Origin of the sequence: Sphingobacterium sp. E70, from assembly GCF_019285695.1 — a bacterium.
GTDB classification, from domain to species: Bacteria; Bacteroidota; Bacteroidia; order Sphingobacteriales; family Sphingobacteriaceae; genus Sphingobacterium; species Sphingobacterium detergens.
In genome coordinates, this window is record NZ_CP079104.1 from 1,684,028 (window position 1) to 1,700,282 (window position 16,255).

Consider the following 16,255-nt stretch of genomic DNA (forward strand, 5'->3'; position numbering starts at 1 on the left):
AGCTATACGATACAGTATCATCAAAACAAAAACAGGAATCCCCTCCTGTCGCAAACGACAAATCCAAAAGAATAACCTCTAGGATAACTGATAAGGTAAATAGAGAACCAACCTCCTGAATCAGTTCTCCATTTACCTTAAATATTTTTATAACAAACCTTTAATAAAGTTAATCGTGTTGACAAGGACATTAGTTACACCTTTGATAATTCCTGTCAAAGTAATGCAACCCCTTCTACATTTACCATTTCTTGTTGGTTCATTTCTTGAAGACCCAATTTCGTTAAATCTGACTTATTCATCTTAGTTAAGTTTATAAAAATTAATTTCCTACTCTATTTCAAGCTTTTTCGGATTCCTGCTGCGTTGATCAACAATACTAAATTACATTTGTTCAATGCACAAAAAAAGCATTTAAAAAATTAGTTTGGACAAAATAATCACCTGCTGAGATATGCTTCATCTGGTTAAGATTGAGCTGTTGAATATCCACTTTTATTTGGATGGAATATTCATTCTCATAGTAATACGTACTATTCGATCGGTCAAAGGCAACTGGAGCACCAAGATCTTTCAGGTGTTCAATAACACGTGCCAGACGTGATACTGAAATCCCCAGCCGTGAAGCTAATTCACTCTGCGTACCGGTTTTACGCTGCCGGATCAATTTGTCCAGCAGATTTATTCTGTCAATATATTTAAATAGCTGCATAGTCGTTAGTTTATATCTCCATAAATCTGATAGTGTAGCATGATCTGATTGAACAATACATTGTACTTCGCCCGTATTGTCTCCGTATCAGCTTTCATTAAATTATTTTTGCTCGTATTGATATCATAAATAGATACCTTGCCGGCCTCAAAACTCCTCAATGTATAGATAAGAGACTGACCGGTAGCCGCACTTGCTTCCAGAGCAATCGTATACAGTTGTTTATTTTCCTCCAATTCGAGCAATAGTTTGTCCAAAATCTGTTGATGGAGGAGTTTCTCATTTTCTGACGAGAGCTCGATCGCCTGCCTATTAAGCGCAACCTGCTGTAATTGCCGTTTTGTTTTCCCTTTATTAAAGATAGGGACGGACACCGTCACCGCCAGTTGCTGTGCAAAATTGTCTTTACTCTGAATAAAAAAGATCTTTCACCCGGAGCCTTGAATGCATTAAAATAAGTACTTCCGAGACTCGCCGACCCTTTGACTGTAGGATACAGAGCGGATTTGATCAACTTAGATTCTATCGCTAATTGTTCTATCTGTCCTCTATATTTATTGAGCGTAGGATTGTGTAGATACGCCTCTTCTCTTATTGACATTAAATCAGGATAAACTTTATAGCTTGATAGATCATTTTCTAACATCGGATCAGCTAGGATAAGCTTTTTATAATCGGCAAAATTCAATAACTGAGCTAGCTTGAGTACCGACTTCTGTAATTCCTTATGATATTGTTGATACTGTTGTCTCTCCCTTGATAAATTGGACTTCGCTTCCGCAACGACAGATTGGGCTGTTGTTCCGATAGCGGTGCTTTTCTCAGCTTTTTGAAGTAACTGCATTGAAAAGCGAATGGCAGAATCCTGGGTTGTGACAAGTGCCTTCGTCAATAAAGACTCCAAATAGGATTCCATTACCCGAACCTTCAGATCTCTCTTCAATATTTCCTTTTCGATCCGCTCCTGTTCGGCTTCTGATGCTGCCTTTTTGCCTGATTACGAAAATAGTTATACTGATATAAAGTAATTTCACTATTTATACCCATATTGCTATTCATATTGTCGTTCCTTCTGATTGTACCAAAGACATCTTGTGAATGGCCAAACGTCGTATAACCATTAACGTACCCGTTGATACTAGGTAAGCGTTCTCGGATGGCCATTTCCTGATCCAGTTCTTTTATTGCGGCTTTCAAATCTTGTTGCTTTATTGGCAAATTATGTACTACCGCATAATCGATGCACTCTTGTAGTGTCCAAGCTTTCTGAGCAATCACATGTACACACATTAAAACAAACAAAACAGATAGGCCTATTGTTTTTTCATGAGGATCATTCGTTTATTTATTATCACTTTTTCTTTATAGCTACCCCAGTATACTACTTTAGTTTAACAATATGGACTGCTTCTTCCACATCTCTCTATATGCTGACTCCTGGGCCAGCAACTGGTCATGTTCCCCTGTTCGATAAGTACGCCGTCTTTTAGGACAAGAATGGTATCAGCAGCAGCAATTGTGCTGAGACGATGAGCGATGACGATCATGGTTTTTCCTGAATCCCGGAAACGATGAAAAGCGCGTTGAATAACTTGTTCTGTAGACGAATCGAGCGCTGAGGTTGCCTCATCCAAGATCAATATATCTGGATTCCGGTACAAGGCCCTTGCAATAGCAATGCGTTGACGTTGCCCTCCAGACAGCATAGAACCATTTTCCCCAGATATGTATCAAAGCCCGAAGGCAGTTTTTCTATGAATGGCATCATCTCCAGTTCATTGACGATTTCCAAAAGATGTTGAAAATTGGGAACATCTTCGCCGACCGCTATATTATCGATCACATTGCCTGAAAATAAATCTATCTGTTGTGGAACAATAGATATGCGCTCACGCAATGAAGATTTGGAAATGTAATTCAGGTCGTATTCGCCAATACTGATTTTGCCTTCCTGCACAGGGTATAACTGCTGGATCAATGCGCCCAAGGTTGTCTTGCCACTTCCACTTTCACCGATAACGGCTGTCATTTTCCCCGCTTAATCTTACAGCTAAAATTCCGGAATACCTCCACCCTCGAACCATAGGAAAACGGACATTATCAAATACAATATCCCCAATAAGATTCGATGTTAGATGTAACTTATTCTCGTTTTCGTCACATTCCAGATCCATAATCTCAAATAACCGGTCAGCAGCAATAAGCGCATTTTGCATGGTTTTATTCATCCCGATCAGCTGTGTAACTGGTCCTGTAAAGTATCCGATCAATGCATAAAACGACAATAATTCACCTGGAGTTATGGTACGCTCGATCACATAATATGAACCGGCCCATAACAGAATAATCGTAAATAATCGGGAAAGAAATTCACCCGCCGTACCTGAGAACAGACCATTCATTACCGAAGCGTAGATAGTCCGCAGTAACCGGGAAAACCGCTTATCGGTTTCACTATTAAAATAAGTTTCGATACCGAATTGTTTTATTGTCTTTACAGCATTCAAGGACGCAACCAAATGGGATTCCAATTCGGCACTCTCTTCCATCATTCTCCGTTCGACCTTTCTATTAAGTCTATTGGATAGCCAATAGACTCCAGCATAGAACGGGATGACCAACAACATCAGGAGCGCAAGCTTCCAGAAGTAAGTAAACATCAAAGCGAAGGAAAAAACGACGATAAATACGTTAACCACGACCTGGATCGCCACGTCGTTGATAAAAGCGCGGATCTTTACTGCATCATTGACCCTAGAAATGATCTCTCCGACTTTCATCGTATCAAAAAAACGCTGTGGTAGCGTCAGAAGGTGCTTATAATACCCTAAAATAAGATATTTATCAATGCGCTGCCCTGTCTGTAAAACCATCACACTCTTGAGCGTTCCTATTAACAGCTGGAAAACCAAGATAACCAGCATGATGATGGAAAGCAGGTTGAGTAACCTGACATTTCCGTCGATCAGGACATAATCCGTTATCTTCTGTATATAAAATGAAGTTGATAATCCCAGGAGAGTATATACTGCTGCCCCAACCAGTGCCTGAACAGCCACTGAACGATGGGGTCTGATCAGATTCCAAAAACGTTTGTAGACACTCGTTTTTTCGTTCTTCTGTTCGAAATACTCATTGGGCTCCATCAAGATAAGAACACCCGTCCATATCTCCTGAAACTCATCAATTGTATACTTTTCTAGCTTTCCCGGTCCCGGATCCATGACCAGCACCGTCTTTTTGTCTACCTTGTAAATAACGACATAATGATTCAGCTGCCCCTTCAGAATGACATGCGCAATGGCAGGCAAAGGAATTTGCGGGATCGCATCTATTGCCCCTTTGACTCCCTTCGCATTAAACCCCATTTGTTGAAGCCCCTGCACCATTCCAAATACGTTTGTACCTCGAATATCAGTATGGCAATACTGCCTGATCTTAGCGATGGGCATATCGATCCCATAATAGCTACCGATAGAAGCGAGACAGGCAGCACCACAGTCACGGATATCATGTTGTTGAATACAAACTGGTGATTTTTTCATCGAATTAGCTTATTTAGAAATGTTTGGTTCTCTGTCGAGAGATAGTTAATAATCGGTGAGCAAGTAAGCTTTATTGAATCGAAGATGTACTAGTCCCCAAATTGGGATTGAATAGTTCATCTGCACTATCAAATAATAACTGCCATAATGTTCGGTCCAGAAGGTAAAAACGTGCATTAAACGTATTGCCCTTTCCAACGAAAACTTTATTTCCATTTGGTAGGCTCAGGTAATTTTGATCTATACGACAACGTACCTTAAAAAAGGCCCCTTCTGTTGGTTTTCAATAAGATTATAATCTATATCCGTTACTTTTCCATTAAGTAAGCCCCATTGATTATAATTGTAGGTATCCATCTGAAACTTCACAGCCTGGTCATTCCTGATATATCCAATTGATTTCGCTGGAATTATACATTCGGCGATGAGATTATCTTCAGGAGAGATCTCCAGGAGATCCTGCCCCTGTACAATTGGACTTCCCTTCTGGTATCCCTTAAAATTAACGACAGTACCACCGAGTGGTGCCCGGACCACATAGTTTTCACCATCTATCAGAATTGATCTCTTCTCCGAAGACAGCGATTGTGATTTTTTGCAGCTCAACCAGCTTCGCGCTCCATTGCGCCATCTGCTGTTTCTTTATGGATAAAACCTGATTTTCCAGCTGCTCAAAAGTATATTTGCTTTTTCCAGCTCGGCCAGCGCTACGACACCTTGTGTATATAATTGATTGTTTCGCTCATATTCCCGGCGTGCAAGGGTAAGCTGAGACTTCACTTCTGACATCCGCTGTTCCATGGAAAGATACTCGAGTTTATATTGCCCAGCAGGAAGACTTGCTGCATTTCCATGAAGAATCAACTTCAGATCAGAGATTTGCTGCGTATAGTCAGTTTGCAGGTCCCGGTTCAATACAAGTTTGTTCTCCAGGTCTTTGGAAACTACGATCATTAACGTATCCCCTTGTTTGACTTGCTGATTGCTATGCGTGATACGATTATCCACGACAAGTCCGCTTACCAGTGACTGAATCTTTGTGTTATCAATAATTGGTCGAATGGCGCCACGGGCGGAAATAGAAATCGGAACTTTTATAACCGGTAGCATCGCAATACTGCCGACAACCGCTAAAATCAACAATATGTAGATATAATTCGCTCTTTTCATTTCTACAAATTTGAACATTGGATTACATACACACTACAACCCAGAGTTATATTTTGAAATTTATTATCTATTTTAGCAGCACTAGGAAAGCGAACCAAATGAATTTTTTTGATATATTTCCAACCTTCTCAGAGTCACCTTATTCGTATACACTCGTCCCTGTAGTTATGATCTGCAGCATCATTGGTTTTTACTATAAGCCTTTCTTTCATGCGCTGATCCTACACCCTTATGAGATTGCAAATGGTAAACGTATACATACTTTACTTACCTCAGCTTTGATCCATCGCGGTTGGCTACATTTATTGTTTAATTGTATTGTGATATTCAGTTTGGTCTATGATATGACTAGTATACTCAAACAGGAATTTGGACAGACCGTCTCTTACTTAGTAACCCCTATTTTGATGCTTACATTAATTATGCTACCTAATTTATGTCAAACCTACTTACATGGTAAGAATTTTATCTTCACATCTATTGGAGCATCGGGACTATCCCTAGGCTTATATGGTTTTTCGGCGCTGTTTTTTCCATTACAAAAAAATCAATCATCTCTTTTTTCCCTGGATACATAACTCCGCCCAGTATTGGATCTATATTTTACTGCTGTTAATCTTGTCTTCCTTTATAAAAAACACCAAGATTAATAGATCGTTGCATCTGATTGCTTTTATTTTGGGATCGATTTTAGCACTTCTGATCAGCCCATATACCGTTGAGTTTCGGGAAGCATTTAATTAGAAGGAAATCAAGAGGAGCATTGCCTCCCAAAAGTTTCCACTTTTTCATCTTTTCGCTCGCCTCCAGCTTCAGTATCCATCATTTCGGATAAAGTCATTTCTTGAATGTCGATTGTGGTGATTTTATCTTCCATCATAATTCAAATTTTTACATTTCAAATTTGCTAGAAATAGCTGTTATATACCACAACTACAAGTTATATTTTACAACTATAAGTTTTGAAATAAAAAAATACTACAAATTCAACTTTTATTTATTAAATTAGAATCGCTATATTTTTAAAAGAAATGGCAGTGGCGCAAATCGGAACTTATATCAGACAAAAGAGGGAGAGCCTAAGGATATCGCAAGAGGCAGTTGCCTATGTATTGGATATGTCACAGGCAGCATATTCAAAAATTGAACGGAATGAGACCAAGATAAAAGTAGATCAGGTATACAAAATAGCAGATTATTTTGGAATTAGTGTTTACGAATTATTACCACCATCATTAGCCAGTGACGTTACCGGCGAAAACCTATTAAGCTTATTATATCATTATATCAACCGCTGGCTTAAAAAGACCGTAAGACTGTTTAAAGCCAAATTAGGTTGTTTCTTAAGAAGCATCGCTGCCCCTAGCTTTTTTGGCTAAAAACAAAAAAGCCTTCCAATTTTCGTGGAAAGCTTTTCTCTATCGTTAATTACTAATCTTACTCTTTTTCTACTTGCATGTAGTTCAATTCAAGTGGCGTCTTACGACCGAAGACCTTCACCATGACGATCAATTTCTTCTTGTCTTCATGTACCTCTTCAATTTCACCTGTAAAACCGTTAAAAGGACCATCGTTTACTTTTACAGTCTCACCAACGTAGTAAGGGACATTAATAGTTTCACCTTGCTCAGCCATTTCATCAACCTTACCTAAGATACGGTTAACTTCTGCTTGGCGTAAAGGGACAGCGTTTCCAGCTTTATCTCCCAAAAAACCAATTACGCTATTGATATTCTTAATGATGTGCTCCAACTCTCCATCCAATGCGGCTTCTAATAAAACGTATCCAGGGTAGTAGTTACGCTCTTTAGCGACCTTCTTACCATCGCGCATTAAGTAATATTTTTCCATTGGAATCAACACTTGAGGAATCAAGTGTTCAATACCTAAACGACTAACCTCGGCATCAATATATTGCTTTACTTTCTTCTCTTTCCCACTTACAGCACGAACTACGTACCATTTTAAACCTTGATCTGCCATAAATAAATACTATTGAAAATTAAGAAGCAATACCGTACAAGAACTCTAACCCTACACTTGAAGCCTTATCCATTACAAAGACTACCAATGCAATAAGAAGAGATGCAACAAGCACAATAACAGCTGAACTTTGCAACTGAGACCATGTAGGCCAAGTCACTTTCTCAGTGATCTCTACATAAGAGTCTTTAAAAAAATCAAGTACTTTTGCCATTTTAGTTTATCTGTTTTTATAAGCACGGGCACCAGGACTCGAACCCAGACCAAAGGTTTTGGAGACCTTCGTTCTACCTTTAAACTATGCCCGTGTATTTCTTATTTTGTGATGCAAATATAGTGTTTTAAACCACCTTCTGCAAATCTTTTTGAACTTTTTTTTATTTTAATCCGATAAATCGCTTATCGAAAAATAAGCTAATCAACTTCAGTCGATTAGCTTATTTTATATTTTTCTAGATCTTTACAGACTAGATGATTTCAGTTACCTGACCAGCACCTACTGTACGACCACCCTCACGGATAGCGAAACGTAGACCTTTTTCCATTGCAATAGCAGAAATTAATTTCACGCTGATTGTAACGTTATCACCTGGCATAACCATTTCAGTACCTTCTGGTAAAGAGATCTCTCCAGTTACGTCAGTTGTACGGAAATAGAATTGAGGACGGTATTTGTTGAAGAATGGAGTGTGACGACCACCTTCTGCTTTTGACAATACGTAAACCTCAGCTTTGAAATGATCGTGAGGAGTTACTGAACCTGGTTTACAGATAACCATACCACGTTTGATATCAGTTTTCTCAATACCACGTAACAATAAACCTACGTTATCACCAGCCTCACCGTAATCTAAGATTTTACGGAACATCTCAACACCTGTTACTGTAGATTTCAAGTTCTCAGCACCCATACCTAAGATCTCAACTGGATCACCAGAGTTGATCACACCTCTTTCGATACGACCTGTAGCAACTGTACCACGACCTGTGATCGAGAATACGTCTTCTACTGGCATCAAGAAAGGTAAGTCAGTTAAACGTGGAGGAATTGGAATGTAGTTATCTACAGCATCCATTAATTCCATGATTTTCTCAACCCACTCAGGCTCACCATTCAATGCACCTAAAGCAGATCCTTTGATTACAGGGATGTCATCACCTGGGAATTCGTAGAATGACAATAACTCACGAACTTCCATCTCTACTAAGTCTAACAACTCAGAGTCATCAACTAAGTCAGTTTTGTTCATGAATACTACTAACGCAGGAACACCTACCTGGCGAGCCAACAAGATGTGCTCACGAGTTTGAGGCATAGGACCATCAGTCGCAGCAACTACGATGATAGCACCGTCCATTTGAGCAGCACCAGTTACCATGTTCTTAACGTAGTCAGCGTGACCTGGACAGTCAACGTGTGCATAGTGACGGTTAGCTGTAGAATATTCTACGTGTGCAGTATTGATTGTGATACCACGCTCTTTTTCTTCAGGAGCAGAGTCAATTGAATCAAATGAACGAGCTTCTGACAAACCTTTATCAGCCAACACTTTAGTGATAGCAGCTGTAGTTGTAGTTTTACCGTGGTCAACGTGACCGATAGTACCAATGTTTAAGTGTGGTTTACTACGGTCAAATTTCTCTTTGCCATGTTTATGCGAATTAGTAATTATAAATTATTTCTATTTGTTATATACTCTTGCTTAACTTTTACACAAGTACGAGCCAAAGATGGGATTTGAACCCACGACCTCTTCCTTACCAAGGAAGTGCTCTACCCCTGAGCTACTTCGGCTTACTAAAAAACCTTATTTACGTATTAATGCCCCCACCTTTAGATACATTATTATCAAAGAAGATAGAGACTAAATTTAATACTTGAAAAATTTGAGCGGAAGACGAGGTTCGAACTCGCGACCTATAGCTTGAAGGCTATCGCTCTACCAACTGAGCTACTTCCGCTTAATAATTAGAAACTAGAGTAAATCTAAACTCCAATTAAAAAAAAAAGTGTGGAGGAGAAGGATTCGAACCTTCGAAGCCGAAGCAACGGATTTACAGTCCGTCCCATTTGACCGCTCTGGAACCCCTCCAGACCTGTAACTTTCGTTACATTTAGAGCCTCTTATCGGAATCGAACCAATGACCTACTGATTACAAGTCAGTTGCTCTACCAGCTGAGCTAAAGAGGCTTCTAATATTTTTTAAATAACTTACGTTCTATCAACGCCTACCAGATGTTTTATCTTTTCAGCGAGTGCAAATATCGAATTTACTTTTGATTATTGCAAGTTTATTTTTTACTTTTTTTTCATTTAAAGAACTAAGCAAACTTCGTTGTTAAGAACCGTTGTTCCCTTGTTTGCTGATGCAAAGATAGACACAAAACTCACTTTACAAAAATATTTACCAAAAAAATAACACTTTTTGTCAATTATACTGATATGCAGCACAATAATTTTTAATTGTTTATTTGCCTATTTTGGTTATTTGCCTAATGTACTATCTTTGGGCATGCAAATTTTACCGCAATCACTTTCAAAACTTACTCGGTATGCAGCGCTCTGCACCCTGTTTATAGCCGGAACAAGCGATTTGAAAGCTCAAAATATTATTCAAAAATTGAGTAAAAAATTCCTCTCTGCCGAAAAGGACTCTACCCGTTCAGGCAGTTTTATGGTTTTACCTGCCGTCGGTTACGCACAAGAAACTGGAGTAGAATATGGATTAGCCAGCTCATATAATTTTTACCTGGACAAGTCAGATCCCCATATTCGTACTTCCACGATGACATTGATGGGAACCTTTACATCCAAACGTCAGTCAAATTTTAAATTTCAAACTGATCTTTGGACAAAAATAACGACTACCATTTTGTCAGTGAAATCCGTTACCGCAACTGGCCATTTAATTATTACGGCATTGGTATGGATACCTGGAAGGCAGATGAAGAACGCGTCGATCAAAAGCTATTTCGCGTAAAATTGGAGGCGGAAAAAAAGTCGGTAACAATCTGTATTCCGGAATCAATATACAGTACGATAATTTTTCGATCCGTAGTGATAGTAGCGACCATATATTTAACCGATCCGATCTTATTGGAAAAGAGGGCGGACAACAATTGCTGCTCGGTGTATCTCAGTTATTTGACAACCGGGACAATGTTTCCTATAGTACCCGTGGTTATTATGCCAAATTGCGGCTGGCTTACGCACCTAAGTTATGGACCAGCACAGACTTTAATGGAGCTAATCTGGATCTAGACCTCCGCGGATTTATTCCATTACATAAAAAAGTCACACTGGCCCTTCAAGGGATCTTTCGTTCGACATTTGGAAAAACAATTCCTTTCTATAATTACCGTGAATTAGGTGGTGATATGATGATGCGCGGGTATTACCTCGGGCGTTATCGTGACAAAACTACCTCGCTTCGCAAGCTGAATTACGCTATCGCTTTCATCCTCGTTTTGGCATTGTCGGTTTTTCGGGAATTGGATCAACCTTTTCAAAAGAAAATAGCAGCAGGTATGTACCCAGTTATGGTGGCGGATTGCGCTACTTCTTCAGTTTAGAACACAATAGTAGTATTCGATTTGATTATTCTTATGGCGAACAGAGAGCTGGTGAGAAACGTCAATCAGGCTTCTATCTATCCCTAAGTGAAGCTTTTTAAAGAATATCTTCATGCGTTCACCGACAGCTACGGCTATGAACGCATGAAGATTCTTACTGACCGCCCGAGTCCACGTCAAGTCCACCTTTTCAAGTGGAGTCATTATCCAGACAGCCTGCTTACGCTCCAGTCATAACACGAAGTTAATAGCTTTCAATATCCTGAGTAAACATTCATTAAAGATTTTAGGAAGGACATCGAACATGCTAAAACCTGATCAGAAAATTTTCTTTACGTTGCCCGGCTCTAAAAAGACCAAGCCAATTCGATACAAATCTATGCTGACAACTACGCGACCATCATCCTTTAGCCTGTTCCAATAGTCTTCACGTTCTGCTGACGAATGCGGTTCGTTCACAATCAGCATATCCCTTTCATTGATAACATTCAGAAAATCCAGGTCAAGATTCATCTGATCTATATAATAGATCTTCCGAAAAGAATAACTCCCGACCCTATCTTTGAATAGCGTCTCGTAATTCGCTAGAGGTTTTTCGGTCAAAAGCATAAACTGATCATAAGCAAAAGCCCTTAATAAACGATCGACCAACAGATATTTTTTTCCTCTGCCTTTCCTCCTGCCCTGATGTCGTGCGGTAAGTTTGAGACCGTATCACGATCATCTTTCTGATAAATTACTTCATCGACTAATTTATAAACAAAGGGAGAATGTGTCCCATGTCGGCTATGGGAGATGAAATAATGGCGCCAATACTTCAGGTGGTAATTCATTTTGCTGCAAACATCGAAAAATTTACCCTGATATACAATTAAATTCTCGCTCTGTAGCGGCATATTTAATCATCTGTAGCACTAATAAAAAGCATTTCACGTCCGAATCCAGCAAGAACCGACATTAGTTTTACATACCACAATACCGCTTTTACTAATTATTTCACATGGAACATTCAAGCACCTAGACATAAACAAGTCATTTAAAACCCTATTCGGGATATAAGGAGAGCTTCTGTATAATAAGACGTGTATCTGGGATGATATTTAAAATTGAAGTATAAAAGCACTACCTTCCCCTCAACACTATTGAGAAAGATCGTACCCTTATGCAGCAACATAATTTGCTTGCTCAGGGTCAGACCAACCCCTGTTCCCGTTTTCTTTGTTGTAAAAAAAGGTGTAAATATCTGTTCCTGGAGATCAGCGGGAATCCCCGCACCATTATCTTCGATACGAATCTGCACACTTCCGTCAATTTCCAGTGCAGACAAACTGATATAAGCTTCCCCCTGGTCTTTACTGCATCAATGGCATTTAGCATCAGATTGATAATAACTTGCTCAATCAAGTTGACATCAGCATATAGTATCAACCGGGTATTCTTTAAAATGATATCAACGTCAATATTTTTCTGAATTAACGTTGGCTCGAGCAACTGATAGATATGTTCAAATAATTGGGAAACCTGAATCGGAGCCACCTGTGGTTGATCCACTTTGTTGATCATGCGGTAGCTTTTGCAAAATGTAAAAGCCCCTCGCTTCGACGTTTGATGGTAGATATACCAGTTTTTAAATCATCAATGTCCTCATGTCCCCTGAAATGATCCAAACGGCCGTTGAGTGTTTCAGCTAATGAACTGATCGGCGCAATAGAATTCATGATCTCATGTGTCAGTACACGCAATAATTTATGCCAGGCCTTTGTCTCAGTCTCGTCAATAGCTTCGTTGATATTTTGATAAACGACAATGCGAAATATGGCATCTTGTGTTTCAAAACTAGAACTCTGAATTAACAATTTTATCTTTCCTTTACTTGACTGAATAGACTCCATTTGTTGCCGCCCATTATCGAGTAACATAGTTTTTTCATAAAGGTCAGGATTTTTCTTTTTCAGTCCGGTGATATTCCCCAGATGTGGCAGATGAAAAGCTGTTTGAAGGCATCGTTCACCCACATTACTTTTCCCGTATCCATTTCATAGAAGATAATAGCCGAGTTAAGCATATTGATGACACGATCGAGGTATTGATGCTGTATCTCCTGTTTAATGCTGATTTCCTTATAGGTTTCGTTAATCTGATTAAAAGCACGAAAAAGCTGCCCTTCAACCGATTTCGGGTTTTTCACCAAAAACGTCGTGTGAAGTCGCGATATTTAACTGCCTCGGCAAATTCTACAAGCTGTCTTTCCAAAAAATTATATTGGCCATATAGATTAAAGCCAAGATAGAGCATAATACAAAAGATTAAAGACGCTTGTACATACTCACGCTTCAGCAAGAGGTAGGCACCCACAACCGCAGCTACCAACAGCAAAATAATCTTAATTACATTTAAAATCTTTCCATGTCTCATAGACTAGATATCGTATTTCTCCAAACGCCTATAGAGTGCCGCACGGGTAAGCCCCAATTCCTTTGCTGCCTTACTGATATTTCCATTATAACGTTCGATGGCCGACTTAATGGCTTTTCGCTCCAACTCTTCCAGATTTTGACTGCTAGGAACTGATTCAACAACGACCTGTTCTGCTTGCTGCTCAATAGGAGAGAAAACAGATCATTTCCAGCAATACTTACTTGATCGGCCATGATAACAGCCCGTTCGATACTGTATTGTAACTCACGCACATTTCCGGGAAAGTGGTAAGCAAAGAGCTTTTTATGGCATCCGGTTCAAATCCTTCTATCCGTTTATTGTACTTCTTCGCATAGATATCAAGAAAATGTGCCGCCAATAGTCTAATATCTTCTCCCTATCCCGCAAAGGAGGAACTTGAATTTCCACGGTATTGATCCGATAAATCAAATCCTTTCGAAAACGGCTTTCATCAGCCAAGTGTTTAAGGGATACATTTGTCGCGGAGATTAGGCGTATATCCACAGGGATCGGCTGGTAAGAACCCAGTGGTGTAACCTGTCGATTTTGCAGTACAGTCAATAGCTTGGCCTGTTGCTGTAACGAGATATTTCCGATTTCGTCCAGAAACAACGTTCCACCATTTGCCGCTTCAAAACGTCCCTGACGGTCTTCCCGTGCATCTGTGAATGCCCCTTTTTTATAGCCGAAAAGTTCACTTTCAAACAAAGTCTCCGTCAATGCTCCTACGTCAACTTTCACATAGACCTGATCCGAACGTAATGAGCGCCGTTGAATAGCCTGCGCAATTAAATCCTTACCAGTACCATTTTCACCCAAGATCAAGATATTGGCATCCGTTGGTGCTATTTTCTCAAGCTTATATTGCAGTTCGTCCATGACCACCGAGTTACCGATCAGATCCGGGCTATTGCTGGAGCGCAATAGCGAACTCTTATTTTTCTTCTCTTTATTTTTGATTCCGCAAGCGTGCTTTCAATTGTAGCCAGCAGCTGCTCGTTTTCCCAAGGCTTAACCACAAAATCAGCGGCACCCTGTTTCAGCGATTTTACAGCCAGATCTACCGCACCATAGGCAGTGATCATAATCACATGAACCTGCGGAAATTTCTCTTTGATACGCGACAACCAATATAAGCCCTCATTTCCGGTATTAATTGTGCTTTTGAAATTCATATCCAGAAGCACAAGGTCATAAGGCATTTTCTCCAAATGCCCAATCAGGTTCTCTGGATTAGATTCGACTTGAACGTGGCTGACTTTAGGTTTTAGCAAAATCCTTGCTGCTGTAAGTAAATCTTGGTCATCGTCGACAACTAAAATAGATGCTTTTTTCATATTCCCTGGCTTCATTCAGACACTAAGATAACTATAAATTTAACGAGCCTGCGTAATAATCATTGATATATTTTTGTAGCAACCACTCATATTGCTTGACAACCAATTGAATCTGACTATTATCATATTTGGTCTTTGCAGTTAAAAATATGACCGAATTACTGTTCCCCAGCTCAAAGACTACCTTAGCGATGCGAAATGATTCAGCGTAATTTGTATTTTGCTCATGTAATTGATTGATTGTATTGCTTGCATTTTTCAGGTTAAAAACCGCATTTGCAGTCTCGGCCCTCAAATTATTCAGTGCAATCTCACGTTGAAATTTACTTGATTCTAAATCCAATTTAGCCAGCTTAACATCATTCTTAACCTTAAATCTATTAAAAACAGGGATTGAAAGATTTAGTGATACATACTTCCCAACATTATTTCGCATCTGATACCAATAATCCCCATCCATTCCATTTTTGGAATAATTCGAGTTCAATCCACCATTTAAAGATAAAGAAGGCCAATAGGAGGATTGTGCTATTTTAATATTCTTTTCGGCTGCCTTAATTTTCCATTCCAGTGCAGGAATATCTGGAAGGCTCTCCGTCGCTAATTTATAAAGTGCTATAGCGTCCAATTTTTGTGCATCAGCTTTTAATTCCAATGCCTGCAAATCGCCCAATTGCGCCTCTTCAACATTTAAAAAACTGGCTAGCTTTACACGATTCGTATAAAGGATCTGTTTATTGCTTTCGATCGTATTAATATCGTTAGCAAGTTGCCCTTTTAGATCAAAATAATCACCGGGATTAATTGCTCCTTCTTTTTGCATCGCTTCAGCACGACGTACCTGCTCACGCGTGACCTCTGTTTGCATCTCCGATTGCTTCAACACATCTTGTGCTGTTAACACCTGAATATAAGCCGTAATAACATCCAGTTTCAACGTGTTGACCTGCGAATCAAACTCAAGTTTTCCAGCAGTCTTCGCATCTGCACGCATCCGAATATCATTCAATATGCGAAATCCATTAAAAACGGGTACACTAGCGTCCAACGAAAAATTTCCAGAGGAATTATTTCTCGTAATATACTGATTTGTGGAGTTATCAACTGAACGCCCCGAGGTAAGGCTATGACCTAAACGTCCATTTAAATCAGGCAATCGATTCGATTTGGCTTGTGAAAGATTCACCTCAGCACGCTTAACAGCTAATTCATTTTGTAATAAGGTAGGATTGGCTTTTATCGCCAATTGGATACATTCGGCCAAGCTGCGTTTTGCATCCTGCTTATTTCCATTAGCTGCAGCTTCTATTTTTAAAACATCCTTCTCCCCTGTTCCTGCTCATGTTGCTGTGCTTCAACTTTTATATAAGTTAGCAAAAAACACAATGTACAATATATATAGATTCTCTTCATATCCACTTTTTGTTTTCCAAGCAGACCATCCCCATGCCAAACAATAAAATTTCTGATTATCAACAAGATGCACACCCCCAAC

At 39.4% G+C, this 16,255-nt stretch carries 25 protein-coding genes, 5 tRNA genes and 1 pseudogene; 4 read left to right on the forward strand and 27 right to left on the reverse strand.

What is annotated here, in order from left to right:
* Positions 1 to 394 precede the first annotated feature (394 nt).
* The 8 genes and pseudogenes from KUH03_RS12155 to KUH03_RS12195 form a co-directional block, all read right to left on the reverse strand.
* Positions 395 to 712, reverse strand: coding sequence for an HTH domain-containing protein (locus tag KUH03_RS12155; protein WP_257093651.1), 318 nt, complete (start codon positions 710 to 712; stop codon positions 395 to 397).
* A gap of 5 nt (positions 713 to 717) precedes the next feature.
* Positions 718 to 1,086, reverse strand: coding sequence for a TolC family protein (locus KUH03_RS12160; RefSeq protein WP_257093653.1), 369 nt, complete (start codon positions 1,084 to 1,086; stop codon positions 718 to 720).
* A 2-nt stretch (positions 1,087 to 1,088) separates the two neighbouring features.
* A pseudogene (locus KUH03_RS48550) lies at positions 1,089 to 2,002 on the reverse strand (TolC family protein).
* A 101-nt stretch (positions 2,003 to 2,103) separates the two neighbouring features.
* Positions 2,104 to 2,418, reverse strand: coding sequence for an ATP-binding cassette domain-containing protein (locus KUH03_RS12175; RefSeq protein ID WP_257093659.1), 315 nt, complete (start codon positions 2,416 to 2,418; stop codon positions 2,104 to 2,106).
* Positions 2,349 to 2,741: an ATP-binding cassette domain-containing protein gene (locus KUH03_RS12180; protein ID WP_257093661.1), complete on the reverse strand. Its 393-nt coding sequence runs from the start codon at positions 2,739 to 2,741 to the stop codon at positions 2,349 to 2,351. Before KUH03_RS12180 ends, KUH03_RS12175 begins: the two co-directional genes overlap by 70 nt.
* Positions 2,722 to 4,257, reverse strand: coding sequence for a peptidase domain-containing ABC transporter (locus tag KUH03_RS12185; RefSeq protein WP_257093663.1), 1,536 nt, complete (start codon positions 4,255 to 4,257; stop codon positions 2,722 to 2,724). Before KUH03_RS12185 ends, KUH03_RS12180 begins: the two co-directional genes overlap by 20 nt.
* 240 nt (positions 4,258 to 4,497) lie before the next feature.
* Positions 4,498 to 4,863 carry an HlyD family secretion protein gene (locus tag KUH03_RS12190; protein ID WP_257093665.1) on the reverse strand — a complete coding sequence of 122 codons (366 nt, stop codon included), beginning with the start codon at positions 4,861 to 4,863 and terminating at the stop codon, positions 4,498 to 4,500.
* A 36-nt stretch (positions 4,864 to 4,899) separates the two neighbouring features.
* Positions 4,900 to 5,427, reverse strand: a complete 528-nt coding sequence (locus KUH03_RS12195) for a biotin/lipoyl-binding protein (protein ID WP_257093667.1) — start codon at positions 5,425 to 5,427, stop codon at positions 4,900 to 4,902.
* Positions 5,428 to 5,594: 167 nt separating this feature from the next.
* Between KUH03_RS12195 and KUH03_RS12200 the strand changes: the two genes are divergently transcribed.
* Positions 5,595 to 6,005 carry a rhomboid family intramembrane serine protease gene (locus KUH03_RS12200; RefSeq protein WP_257093669.1) on the forward strand — a complete coding sequence of 137 codons (411 nt, stop codon included), beginning with the start codon at positions 5,595 to 5,597 and terminating at the stop codon, positions 6,003 to 6,005.
* Between the two features lie 173 nt (positions 6,006 to 6,178).
* Here the strand turns inward: KUH03_RS12200 and KUH03_RS12205 are convergent, their stop codons facing one another.
* Positions 6,179 to 6,307: a hypothetical protein gene (locus tag KUH03_RS12205; protein ID WP_257093672.1), complete on the reverse strand. Its 129-nt coding sequence runs from the start codon at positions 6,305 to 6,307 to the stop codon at positions 6,179 to 6,181.
* A 151-nt stretch (positions 6,308 to 6,458) separates the two neighbouring features.
* Between KUH03_RS12205 and KUH03_RS12210 the strand changes: the two genes are divergently transcribed.
* Positions 6,459 to 6,806 carry a helix-turn-helix domain-containing protein gene (locus tag KUH03_RS12210; RefSeq protein ID WP_257093674.1) on the forward strand — a complete coding sequence of 116 codons (348 nt, stop codon included), beginning with the start codon at positions 6,459 to 6,461 and terminating at the stop codon, positions 6,804 to 6,806.
* Positions 6,807 to 6,864: 58 nt separating this feature from the next.
* On the opposite strand, the gene nusG is transcribed toward KUH03_RS12210, so the two are convergent.
* The 8 genes from nusG to KUH03_RS12250 form a co-directional block, all read right to left on the reverse strand.
* A complete protein-coding gene (nusG, locus tag KUH03_RS12215; RefSeq protein ID WP_046672242.1) occupies positions 6,865 to 7,410 on the reverse strand; it encodes a transcription termination/antitermination protein NusG in 546 nt (181 codons plus the stop codon).
* A gap of 19 nt (positions 7,411 to 7,429) precedes the next feature.
* Entirely contained in the window at positions 7,430 to 7,624 is a 195-nt protein-coding gene (secE, locus tag KUH03_RS12220; protein ID WP_028072657.1) for a preprotein translocase subunit SecE, read from the reverse strand.
* A gap of 23 nt (positions 7,625 to 7,647) precedes the next feature.
* A tRNA-Trp gene (locus KUH03_RS12225) sits at positions 7,648 to 7,718 on the reverse strand.
* Positions 7,719 to 7,877: 159 nt separating this feature from the next.
* On the reverse strand, positions 7,878 to 9,080 hold the full coding sequence (gene tuf, locus KUH03_RS12230) for an elongation factor Tu (protein WP_257096920.1): 1,203 nt from the start codon (positions 9,078 to 9,080) through the stop codon (positions 7,878 to 7,880).
* Between the two features lie 53 nt (positions 9,081 to 9,133).
* Positions 9,134 to 9,205 (reverse strand) — tRNA-Thr (locus KUH03_RS12235).
* Positions 9,206 to 9,300: 95 nt separating this feature from the next.
* Positions 9,301 to 9,372, reverse strand: a tRNA-OTHER gene (locus KUH03_RS12240).
* A 51-nt stretch (positions 9,373 to 9,423) separates the two neighbouring features.
* A tRNA-Tyr gene (locus tag KUH03_RS12245) sits at positions 9,424 to 9,503 on the reverse strand.
* Positions 9,504 to 9,529: 26 nt separating this feature from the next.
* Positions 9,530 to 9,602, reverse strand: a tRNA-Thr gene (locus tag KUH03_RS12250).
* 298 nt (positions 9,603 to 9,900) lie between these two features.
* On the opposite strand from KUH03_RS12250, the gene KUH03_RS12255 reads away from it, so the two are divergent.
* Both KUH03_RS12255 and KUH03_RS12260 read left to right on the forward strand, forming a co-directional pair.
* Positions 9,901 to 10,392, forward strand: coding sequence for a hypothetical protein (locus KUH03_RS12255; protein WP_257093676.1), 492 nt, complete (start codon positions 9,901 to 9,903; stop codon positions 10,390 to 10,392).
* A gap of 70 nt (positions 10,393 to 10,462) precedes the next feature.
* Entirely contained in the window at positions 10,463 to 10,984 is a 522-nt protein-coding gene (locus tag KUH03_RS12260; RefSeq protein ID WP_257096922.1) for an outer membrane protein assembly factor, read from the forward strand.
* Positions 10,985 to 11,302: 318 nt separating this feature from the next.
* Here the strand turns inward: KUH03_RS12260 and KUH03_RS12265 are convergent, their stop codons facing one another.
* From KUH03_RS12265 to KUH03_RS12310, 10 genes are all read right to left on the reverse strand, one after another.
* Complete coding sequence (locus KUH03_RS12265; RefSeq protein WP_257093678.1) at positions 11,303 to 11,635, reverse strand: hypothetical protein; 333 nt, start codon at positions 11,633 to 11,635, stop codon at positions 11,303 to 11,305.
* The gene (locus KUH03_RS12270; protein ID WP_257093680.1) at positions 11,617 to 11,880 is read right to left on the reverse strand and encodes a hypothetical protein; all 264 of its coding nucleotides are present in this window, start codon (positions 11,878 to 11,880) and stop codon (positions 11,617 to 11,619) included. Before KUH03_RS12270 ends, KUH03_RS12265 begins: the two co-directional genes overlap by 19 nt.
* Before the next feature lie 140 nt (positions 11,881 to 12,020).
* Positions 12,021 to 12,311 (reverse strand): ATP-binding protein, encoded by a 291-nt coding sequence (locus KUH03_RS12275; protein ID WP_373564705.1) that lies wholly within the window; start codon positions 12,309 to 12,311, stop codon positions 12,021 to 12,023.
* Between the two features lie 232 nt (positions 12,312 to 12,543).
* Entirely contained in the window at positions 12,544 to 12,903 is a 360-nt protein-coding gene (locus KUH03_RS12280) for a hypothetical protein (RefSeq protein ID WP_257093682.1), read from the reverse strand.
* Between the two features lie 32 nt (positions 12,904 to 12,935).
* Complete coding sequence (locus tag KUH03_RS12285; RefSeq protein WP_257093684.1) at positions 12,936 to 13,172, reverse strand: hypothetical protein; 237 nt, start codon at positions 13,170 to 13,172, stop codon at positions 12,936 to 12,938.
* Positions 13,169 to 13,399 (reverse strand): hypothetical protein, encoded by a 231-nt coding sequence (locus tag KUH03_RS12290; protein WP_257093686.1) that lies wholly within the window; start codon positions 13,397 to 13,399, stop codon positions 13,169 to 13,171. The genes KUH03_RS12285 and KUH03_RS12290 overlap by 4 nt, the downstream gene beginning before the upstream one ends.
* A gap of 3 nt (positions 13,400 to 13,402) precedes the next feature.
* Positions 13,403 to 13,525 carry a helix-turn-helix domain-containing protein gene (locus tag KUH03_RS12295; protein WP_257093688.1) on the reverse strand — a complete coding sequence of 41 codons (123 nt, stop codon included), beginning with the start codon at positions 13,523 to 13,525 and terminating at the stop codon, positions 13,403 to 13,405.
* Positions 13,526 to 13,729: 204 nt separating this feature from the next.
* The gene (locus tag KUH03_RS12300) at positions 13,730 to 14,347 is read right to left on the reverse strand and encodes a sigma-54 factor interaction domain-containing protein (protein WP_257093690.1); all 618 of its coding nucleotides are present in this window, start codon (positions 14,345 to 14,347) and stop codon (positions 13,730 to 13,732) included.
* Complete coding sequence (locus KUH03_RS12305; RefSeq protein WP_257093692.1) at positions 14,320 to 14,760, reverse strand: response regulator; 441 nt, start codon at positions 14,758 to 14,760, stop codon at positions 14,320 to 14,322. Before KUH03_RS12305 ends, KUH03_RS12300 begins: the two co-directional genes overlap by 28 nt.
* Positions 14,761 to 14,791: 31 nt before the next feature.
* The gene (locus tag KUH03_RS12310; RefSeq protein ID WP_257093693.1) at positions 14,792 to 16,024 is read right to left on the reverse strand and encodes a TolC family protein; all 1,233 of its coding nucleotides are present in this window, start codon (positions 16,022 to 16,024) and stop codon (positions 14,792 to 14,794) included.
* Positions 16,025 to 16,255: the final 231 nt, after the last annotated feature.